1 protein-coding gene and 1 pseudogene are annotated in these 1,566 nt (G+C 62.1%); one reads left to right on the top strand and one right to left on the bottom strand.

Going from position 1 to position 1,566, the window contains the following annotated elements:
• On the bottom strand, nucleotides 1-670 hold a 670-nt coding region (locus X474_RS27440), incomplete at its 3' end, for a cytochrome b/b6 domain-containing protein (RefSeq protein WP_052515528.1).
• Between the two features lie 284 nt (nucleotides 671-954).
• Here X474_RS27440 and X474_RS27445 point away from each other — a divergent pair.
• Nucleotides 955-1,566: pseudogene (locus X474_RS27445) on the top strand (hypothetical protein); the annotation flags it as partial.

Here is a 1,566-nt window from a genome sequence, read left to right on the forward strand (position 1 = left end):
TGTCGTGGGCCGGAGTGGCCACGGCGAGCAGCCAGCCGGGGACGTCGATCGCGTGAGCCGCGACTTTGACCAGACCGGTTGCGATGATGACCACAGTGGAGACGAGCGCGAGGATGAAGGCCATCTTCTCGCTCTCGAAGTACTTGCGCTCAGGCGGGAACGTCAGCTTCTTGAAGCCGAGCAACAACCCGTAGTGGCGACGGGTGTAGTCGATGGCGTCGCGCGTGGGGAGGTGCTCGGCGAAGCGCTTCAGCGCGAGGGCGGTGTTGGCCCCGTAGTAGAAGGTGCCGAACAAGAACACCACTACCGCCACGAAATGCACGTTCATCGCCGCCCACACGGGCGCCCCGGCCCCGAGAAGCGACGGCACGAACAGAAAGCCGAGTGCTATGCCCGAGACCAGGAGCACCGCGGTGCCGATCCCGTGCGCCCAGTGCTCAAGGATCGCCGCGTCATCGTGACGCAGCACTCGCTCCCCCTCGATCACCGGGTCTTTCCGTTTCGTGACTCCCGCCGCGAGCACTCCCGCGAACGGCGAAAGCCACACGAGCCATGTCGCCGAGTCGAAGAGCAACTCGGCGCCCTGGACCGAAGCCGAGCGGACCGCAAACGCGATGCCGGCTACGAACGCCAGCGATGCGACGGTGCCGACCACGGCACGTCTGCCCATGTGCACACCCCTTTCCCCTGTGGTTGCGGCCGACTGATGCCGGCTGCTGGTCGAGAGAACCCCATCGCTTCCACTGCCGGTGGAAGTTTCCGATAGGGGAGATACCGTTCGTTCATGTATCGGTCTGCTGCATCTCGCCTTATTAACAGACGGTTCTAGCCTTATCGATACTTCAGCAAGCTAGCATCCTCCCCCACGCTGCGTCAAGAAGCGGATTCGCCAGACTCATCAGCAGATGCTGCTAGACTGCTAGCAGGAGAACGCCGAACAGGAAGGGTGCTCACTTGAGCGGAGAGAAGCGTCTCGACTCGGGTCCCCTCACCGAGGAGCAGGTCCTGGCCGCTACCGAGGTGCTGGAGCGTGCCAACGTGGCCAAGTTGCTTCAGTCGGCAGGGCAGGATCTTGTCACCGATGAGCGCCTGCTCTCCTCAAGACTGTCAGACTCTGTAGATGTCCACGTAATTCGGCGATTCCTGACGGCGCTCATCGGCCCTTTGGCAGATGTGATAGTGCAAGTGCAACCGGGCTTCAGCTACTGGGTCTATCCCACACTGAAGATCAGAAGGACGTTGTCGTTCGTCGACGTATCCTGCACGGCTCATTCCCCGATGGCGCTGTGGCTTCGGGACAATCCGGCGGCGCTCGTTCAGCTTAGGCTTGAGAGCGCGATCACTTCGAGCCGCATGGACGGCCTCGAGATCGACTTCGAGAGCGCGAAGGAGCTGCTGCTGCTGTCTCGGGAACCACGGAACAAACCCGAGCGGATAGTGGCCAACAGCTTCCAGTTGTTCGGCGAGACCGAGTCCTACGCACGCCGGGAGTACTCAGTTGATCTGCTTCTGGAACTATTCGCCCGACTGAGCGAGGGTGTGCAGGTGCCGGAGGACTGGCTCGAC

Origin of the sequence: Dethiosulfatarculus sandiegensis (assembly GCF_000931935.2) — a bacterium.
GTDB lineage: Bacteria > Desulfobacterota > Desulfarculia > Desulfarculales > Desulfarculaceae > Dethiosulfatarculus > Dethiosulfatarculus sandiegensis.